This is a genomic window from Planktothrix sp. FACHB-1355 (assembly GCF_014748295.1).
Lineage (GTDB): Bacteria > Cyanobacteriota > Cyanobacteriia > Cyanobacteriales > Aerosakkonemataceae > Aerosakkonema > Aerosakkonema funiforme_A.
In genome coordinates this window covers 1-7,594 of record NZ_JACJUP010000217.1, presented here as the reverse complement: position 1 = coordinate 7,594, position 7,594 = coordinate 1, and the positions used below count along the sequence as shown (strand labels likewise).

7 protein-coding genes are annotated in these 7,594 nt (G+C 48.2%); 4 read left to right on the top strand and 3 right to left on the bottom strand.

The annotated features are described in order from the left end of the window. On the top strand, positions 1–99 hold a 99-nt coding region (locus tag H6S82_RS33430; RefSeq protein WP_242056917.1), incomplete at its 5' end, for a DUF4079 domain-containing protein. Positions 100–181: 82 nt separating this feature from the next. Here the strand turns inward: H6S82_RS33430 and H6S82_RS11800 are convergent. Beyond that, positions 182–889, bottom strand: coding sequence for a DUF1997 domain-containing protein (locus tag H6S82_RS11800; protein ID WP_190468616.1), 708 nt, complete (start codon positions 887–889; stop codon positions 182–184). Between the two features lie 185 nt (positions 890–1,074). Between H6S82_RS11800 and H6S82_RS11795 the strand changes: the two genes are divergently transcribed. Further along, positions 1,075–1,734 (top strand): SDR family oxidoreductase, encoded by a 660-nt coding sequence (locus tag H6S82_RS11795; RefSeq protein ID WP_190468619.1) that lies wholly within the window; start codon positions 1,075–1,077, stop codon positions 1,732–1,734. Between the two features lie 24 nt (positions 1,735–1,758). Further along, positions 1,759–2,526, top strand: a complete 768-nt coding sequence (locus tag H6S82_RS11790) for a glycoside hydrolase family protein (RefSeq protein ID WP_322111953.1) — start codon at positions 1,759–1,761, stop codon at positions 2,524–2,526. A gap of 532 nt (positions 2,527–3,058) precedes the next feature. Here the strand turns inward: H6S82_RS11790 and H6S82_RS11785 are convergent. Then, positions 3,059–3,466, bottom strand: a complete 408-nt coding sequence (locus H6S82_RS11785) for a metal-sensitive transcriptional regulator (protein WP_190468622.1) — start codon at positions 3,464–3,466, stop codon at positions 3,059–3,061. Positions 3,467–3,643: 177 nt separating this feature from the next. Here H6S82_RS11785 and H6S82_RS11780 point away from each other — a divergent pair, with 177 nt between their 5' ends. Continuing rightward, on the top strand, positions 3,644–4,849 hold the full coding sequence (locus H6S82_RS11780; protein WP_190468625.1) for an HhoA/HhoB/HtrA family serine endopeptidase: 1,206 nt from the start codon (positions 3,644–3,646) through the stop codon (positions 4,847–4,849). A gap of 152 nt (positions 4,850–5,001) precedes the next feature. On the opposite strand, the gene H6S82_RS11775 is transcribed toward H6S82_RS11780, so the two are convergent. Further along, positions 5,002–7,594, bottom strand: a 2,593-nt coding sequence (locus tag H6S82_RS11775; protein ID WP_191056249.1) for a DNA-directed RNA polymerase subunit beta'', incomplete at its 5' end; no start/stop codon positions are given.

The window sequence follows — 7,594 nt, the reverse complement described above, 5'->3', positions numbered from 1 at the left end:
TACACCCACATTTTCTTGAATGTTGTTCTTGTGGGACTTTTTGGCTGGCAAGCCGTAACAGGTATGGAGATTGTACAAAGGATTATTAGCAAAATGTAATCTTTTGCTAATGGGCGATCGGTAAATGTTAACAGGGAAGAATGAAAATTTCTTCCCTTTTCCCATTCCATAAACCATACTGCTAAGCTGCCCGCTTTCTCGTCTTTCCTGGCATGGGCAAATTCAAGCTTGTATGAAAGTCTTGCTGCACTTTGTAAGTCAAGCGCCGGTTGACTTGGCGGACAATTTGAGCTAATAGCCGATCGCCCGTACTTTGAATCAAAGACATCGGCAAGCGGTAAATAAACCGAGGAAACTGAACGGTAACTTTTAGGTCTAGTTGCCACTCTACCTTCGTTACTCTATGGTCGCCCACGACAGCTTCCAAATTTCGATCCAATTCACTTGCCGTAGTTTCTACTAACCATTGCGTAGCGTTAAAGTCTACATCATAACCGGGAGGCACATAATTTGGTACGGCGATCGTGCGGATGCGGTATATTCCTTCTTCTGCCGGTAGCAACTCCAAACCAATTTTGGGTTCGACCACATAACCAAACGAACCAAAACGCCCGATCGTCAAAGCATAGCCATTTTTACCTATCAGTTCGGCTTGCATAGGGTGGGCGCAACGGCGAAACCATCCTTGGTGAGCATCTAAATAGTTGGCAACGGTTTGAGCGTCGGCATACATTTCCATATAATCTTCAAAGAAGCCGTGAAAGCAAACTGGCTCGATCTCGTTGGCTGTTTGTCCTGTTGATTGGTCAATATCGGCAGAATCTGGCACGATTTCCAAAATTGCTTCGCTACCCTCTAAGGATTGATATTCACTGTACTGTGATTGCATAGACGCTCTCCGGTGCGATCGATCTTTATGCCTATGTTCAGGATGCCCAATAAAAGTCAAAATTTACACCTAAAGTTGGAATCTTAACGGAAAGATCAGTATTGCTGGTTTCAAATTCATACAATGTAAATAAAAGTTGAGTGTCTCGTTAAATAAGTCCACATTTACCTAAGATAGCTTGAGAAATGAAAACATTTGTAGCAGGGGCAACAGGTCAAACAGGTCGCCGGATTGTCAAAGAACTTGTCGATCGCAATATTCCCGTCCGGGCTTTAGTGCGAGACATCGATAAAGCCAGAGACATTTTACCCGCATCGGCTGAATTAGTCGTAGGCGATGTCCTCCAGCCAGAGACGCTCAATACCGCCATCGGGGATAGCACTGTTCTGCTGTGTGCCACAGGTGCAAGTCCCAGCTTCGATCCGACAGGGCCATACAAAGTGGATTGCGAAGGCACCAAAAATTTGGTGGATGCTGCCAAAGCTAAGGGAATCGAGCATTTTGTCTTAGTTACTTCTTTGTGTACCTCCCAACTATTCCATCCTCTCAACCTGTTCTGGTTAATTTTAGTGTGGAAGAAACAAGCCGAGGAATATCTCCAGAAAAGCGGCTTAACTTATACAATAGTGCGACCGGGCGGTCTGCTGAATGACGAAAATCCTGACTCGGTTGTGATGTCTGCCGCAGACACCCTATTTGATGGCCGTATCCCCCGCACTAAAGTAGCACAAGTGTGTGTTGAAGCACTATTTCAACCAGACGCTCGCGATAAAATTGTCGAAGTTGTTGCTAAGCCAGAAGCCGCCCCAAAAAACTGGCAGGAGCTATTTGCTAGTGTGGCTTAATCGAATGGCACGCAAAGGTAAGGAGTGTCAAATTTGATTCAGCGATCGCGTCAGCGTATGCCTAAAGGGTCATCGCCTCAGCCTATACCCAAAACCTTAGCACCGCAAAGGCGGAAGCGTTTGCCACAAGTAAGGTTGACGGATTTATTCTTGAGGCGTGCGCTCTTCGGCAGTATTGCTGCTGTTGGGTTGATCTTTTTGTTGCAAATGTGCCAAAGTTCTCCAGAGAAGCGATCGCAGCGTGATTCTTCTTCTGGCCTATACGGCACAGTACCCCTAGTGATGAAAGGAGGCGACCCGTACATTCGCGCCTTGATGCGAACAATTTCCGCCAGCGAGTCGAATGTACCGCACCCTTACTCGGTCATTTATGGCGGTCAGCAGGTTAGCGATCTCAGCCGCCATCCCAATCAATGTGTCACAATTGTTACAGGCCCCAATGTAGGAAATTGTAGCACTGCGGCAGGTCGATACCAAATGCTCAACCGTACTTGGTATAAATTAGTGCGGCAATATCATCCCAAGCCGGAACGGATGCTATTTTGGACTGGCTACAGTTTTGAACCGGAATATCAGGATGCGGTAGTTTATGCTTGGTTAAGCGATCGTCAAGTTTGGGGAGTTGATATTGCCAAACAGTTGCGAGGCGGCAAATTAGATCGAGTTTTGCGGTTACTTTCCGGCACTTGGACAAGTCTAGGATATGGAATAGAAACTAATTCGATGTCTAAACATTTGCCCAAAATTTATCAAATCATCCTGCAAGAAGAACTACAAGCAGCAGAAAATTGAACATCGCAGTGAGTAACAAAAATCCCCCCATCTTTGCGAGTTGGGGGGTTAAATTATCAGGGTGCATCTACCTATTCTCTTGTTTCTTTGATTGCTAAAACAATCAGGATAAATTTGTCAGGAATTTCAGACCGTGCCATAGATAAAAAAAAATCCCCACCTTTGTGAGGTGGGGGTTTGAATTATCAGGGTGCATTCATCTTCTCTTTTCTGGTAGTGGTAGTAAGCATCAGGATAAATTACCGATCTTTTTGGCAAAAGTAGCGATCGCATCCGCCAACAAAAAACCCCCAACCCTTGTGAGGCGGGGGTTTAAATTATCAGGGTGCATCTACCTATTCTCTTTTTTCTCTCTTGGCGTTAGCTTTCAGGATCGTTTGACAAAAATTTTAGGGTGTCGGTACGATCGCATCCGCCAACAAAAAACCCCCAACCCTTGTGAGGCGGGGGTTTAAAATTATCAGGGTGCATCTACCTATTCTCTTTTTTCTCTCTTGGCGTCAGCTTTCAGGATCGTTTCACAAAAATTTTGTTACGGCAAAAACCGATCCAAAGCAGCCTTTAACTCTTCAATTTCCACCTCAATATTCCCTTCTTTAGCAGCGCGGGCAATACACTCGGTTAAATGTTCGTCGAGAATCATTCTCGCTACCCGATCTAAAGCACCCCGGACTGCGGCAATCTGCACCAGCACATCAGGACAGGGTTTACTCTCCTGTACCATATTCTTAATGCCTCGCACATGTCCTTCAATACGAGACAAACGGTTAACTACCCGGCGCAGCGACTCTTCCGAGTGAACGTGAGAATGAGTGGAATGTCCTTCCTCATGAGAATGATGGGTATGGATATGACGCGCATCATCTTTGCTTGCTTCATCACATCGGGGAGAAAGTTTTTCTTTCTCCGTATATAAAATTTCGTCTTTAGATCCAATCATCCTTAAGTCGTGGAACAGCCGTAATCAAGATCCTAACTTACAAAACAGCAAATATAATTTATCGCTGCATTTTGGCAGCAACTGACAGCCCCTGAACTGTAAAAATAATTTTAGATATCATCCTTTCTACACAAACGGAAAAACTTCATTAGCACAGCGGAGCCAAAAAATCAAGCTATGCAGAGTGAAAAAATCTATCACCTTTTGGGTAAGATCGCTCGTTATGGACTTGCCACTTTTTTAGGGGCAGTTCTGATCTCGGGCGCGATCGCAGTCCTACCCTCTCAAGCAAGCCCCAAGGCAAGTATAAATTCAGCTCTTCCCCCAGAGCAAAGCATTGGGCTAAAGGTTCCTCAAACAAAGCAAAGTAACAGTTTTGTAACCGCAGCAGTGAATCGGGTAGGCCCAGCCGTGGTCAGAATCGATACAGAGCGCACGGTTAGCAGGCGCTTAGATCCGTTTTTTGACGATCCATTTTTCCGGCGTTTCTTTGGAGAAGATTTCACCGCACAGCCCAGACAAGAACTGCTGCGCGGCCAAGGTTCCGGGTTCATCATCGACAAAGGCGGCATCATTCTTACCAATGCCCACGTAGTTAACCAAGCCGATAAAGTGATGGTGAGGCTGAAGGATGGGCGCTCCTTAGAAGGACAAGTACGCGGTGTTGACGAAATAACCGACTTAGCTGTAGTCAAGATTGATGCTCGGGATAGAGATTTACCCGTAGCATCGCTAGGCGATTCATCACAGGTGCAGGTAGGAGATTGGGCGATCGCAGTCGGCAATCCTTTAGGGCTTGACAATACTGTCACTTTAGGAATTGTCAGCACTCTGCATCGCTCTTCCACAGAAGTTGGCGTTCCGGATAAACGATTGGATTTTATTCAAACTGACGCAGCAATCAATCCCGGTAATTCTGGTGGCCCGCTGTTAAACGAGTATGGAGAGGTAATTGGAATTAACACCGCCATTCGCGCCGATGCAATGGGCATTGGCTTTGCCATTCCGATTAACAAAGCAAAAGAAATTAGCGTTGTTCTCGCACGGGGTCAAAAAGTCCCTCACCCTTATATAGGAGTTCAAATGATTACGCTAACACCGGAGTTGGCGAAGCAAAATAATGACGATCCAAATACACCTTTCACCATCCCAGAGGTGAAAGGTGTACTTGTGATGAAAGTTTTGCCTAACACACCAGCTGCTAGAGGAGGTCTTCGCAAAGGAGATGCGATCGTGGAAATTGATGGCACTCCCGTTACCAGTGCGGAAACTTTGCAAAATATAGTTGAATCTTCCCGTGTAGGTCAGGTATTGAATCTCGTTGTCCGACGTGGCTCTGAAACCTTGCAGCTATCAGTGCGGACAGGCGAACTGCAATCTTAGCTAGGAGATAGGTAAGAGAGGGCGTCCGGGTTAGGGGGAGCCAAAAGTCAAAAGTCAAAACTAGGAATTCCTTGCTACTATCAGATCTCTCCTCGCTCTAGCTTTCCCTTTGTGCCTCTTCCTCTTGTTTTTGACTTTTGACTTTTTAAGCCCTAATCCATATCGTCTTCGTCGTCCTCGTCATCTTCATCTTCGTCTTCGTCATCTAAATCGCTACCGATAAGTTCATCATCTTCTTCAAGAATAGAGGAAGAAAAGTTAGAGCCGTATGAGCCGTAACCTGATGAGCCATTGGAGCGCAGATTTTGCGAAGTTGTTTCCCCGTTCAAGGGTGAAATCGAATCCAAAGCCGATTCTACGCGGTAAACGCGAGCGGTGCGATCGTCTAAAATAACTTCTCCCGGTTCGTCATCGAGGACACCGCTGCCGTCGTAAGACAAGTCCACATCTGCTACACTCATTTCTTCATAGGCATTGAATCCCGTACCTGCGGGAATCAAGCGACCGATGATGACATTTTCCTTGAGTCCGCGCAGCCAGTCAGATTTACCTTCGATCGCTGCTTCTGTAAGAACGCGAGTAGTTTCTTGGAAGCTGGCAGCGGAGATGAAGCTATCCGTGTTGAGGGAAGCTTTGGTAATCCCCAGCAACACGGGGGTGTACTGGGCGGGTGCGCCTCCGGTGATAGACATAGCTTCGTTGACTTGCTCGACTTGACGCAATTCCACTAATTCTCCGGGAAGCATGGTGGTATCGCCGCCATCGTCTATACGGACTTTGGAAGTCATTTGGCGGACGATCACTTCGATATGTTTGTCGGAGATGTCAATTCCTTGCGATTGGTATACAGATTGGACTTCGTTAACAAGGAACGTTTGGGTAGCTCGCAAACTCGTCAGCGCCGCTTCGTAAATGCCTGTTTGTTCGCGATTCAACTCGAAGAAGATTTCCAGAATTTCGTGGGGATTCGCTGGGCCATCGGTCAGCGGTTCGCCTGCTTTGACTTCTTGACCGTCAGAGACGATCAAGTTTTGTCCCGGCCCAATGGGATAGGAACCCACCACGCCATCATGTTCTATGACTTTGATTTCCGTAGGCTCGTCTTCGTTATACACCAGTTGGACAACACCCGGACGGCGAGAAAGTATGCAGGCTTCTTTAGGTTTGCGAGCTTCCAGAAGTTCTTCAATCCGAGGCAACCCCTGGATAATGTCACCTGTTTTGGTGCGCTCGAACACCAGTAGTACCAGGTTGTCGCCCCGCTGTACGAGGTCGCCATCATCGATATGCAGTACGGCTCCTGTGGATACGCGGTAGGGACGGGCGATTCGCAGGACGATGTGGGTATCGGTTACTTCTACTACTTGGCCGGATTCCGATGCGCGGATGCCGGGGGCGATCGGACTACCCGCTACGAGCAGGTCGCCTGTTTTGACGCTGGGTTTTTGGTTTTGTGTGTCTACTTGAACTAAGTCGGCATTGCGGACTACCAGCACCCGCCGAATTGCTTCCGCTCCTTCCCGGATACCCCGGACAAGACCTGCTTCTTTACATTGAATTTCTGTGCGAGCGACCACTGCACCGGGGGGGATTTGCTGACCGTCGGTGACGAGCAAGCGGGTGTTAGTGCTGCCTTGGGTGGCGTCGGCGGCGACATCGCGACGGATCACCAGAGATTCCAGAATTACCAGTTGCAGTCGCCATATTTCTGGGTTTTCTTTGTCGGGGACAAGTTCGATATCTGCGGCTAGTTGCGGTGCTTCTTTGCCTATTTCCAGGACTAATTGCGTGCGAAGCAGTTCTAAGCCTTCTACAGATTTGACTCGTTCGCCATCTTTATAAGGAAGCCGCTGGACGGCTCGCAGTTCTAGCTGAGTACCGCTGTCTTGGGTTTCGCTTTGGCTGCCGCGTTGGGCGGGGACAGAGGGTTGGTCGGGGATGGTGTATTCGACGATCGGGCGCAGCAATAGTGCTGGACCTTCTGGCGTTTCGATGTATTCGATGTAACGCAGATCGTTGACTTGCAGTCCCGGTACGACTTCTTGGCCGGGAGAAGCTAGGCTGCCGGTTTCGGGGATGATTTCTTCTGGGTCTTCGATCGTATGCAGGTCTCCTGGCTTGATCGCGATTTCCCGCAGGATGTCGTTTTTCTGGACGACTTCGACTACGCCGGAGACGCTGCAAAAGATGTCTTTGACGACTTCGGTACCGGCTTCGACGAATTGACCGTCTTCCACTAGCAGCAGGGAGATATCTTTGTTAACTTCGTGGGTTTCTTCGGGTATCCACAACAGGGTGCCGCCTTTGACGACTTCGTATCCTTGTTTGGCTTTGCCGCGTTTGGCTACATCTACGCCGGCGTATTTGATGATGCCGCCTGTTTGGGTGCGGTAGCGATCGTCGATCAGTTCTGCTACGACTTGGTTGTTTTGGACTTTGGTTCCCGGTGTGGCTTTGAGCGAGAATGATTGACCGCTGGTGGTTTCGATCAAGTAGTGGTCGCGCCCTTGGTAACTTTCAATCCGCACCAGGCTGGTATCCAGCAGTACGGACGCGGTGATGATTTCGATTTCTCTTCCACCAGATGAGGAAGTTTTGCTTTCTTGGGGCAATCGCACGACGCCGCCGTGTTCGGTGATTAATTTGGTTTCTGCCAGGACGCTACCGGGTTTGACTTCGCTTGCGTTTTTGACTACCGGTTCTGCCCCTGGGGGAAGGTTGTAAACTTCGCCGGAAAGTATCCAA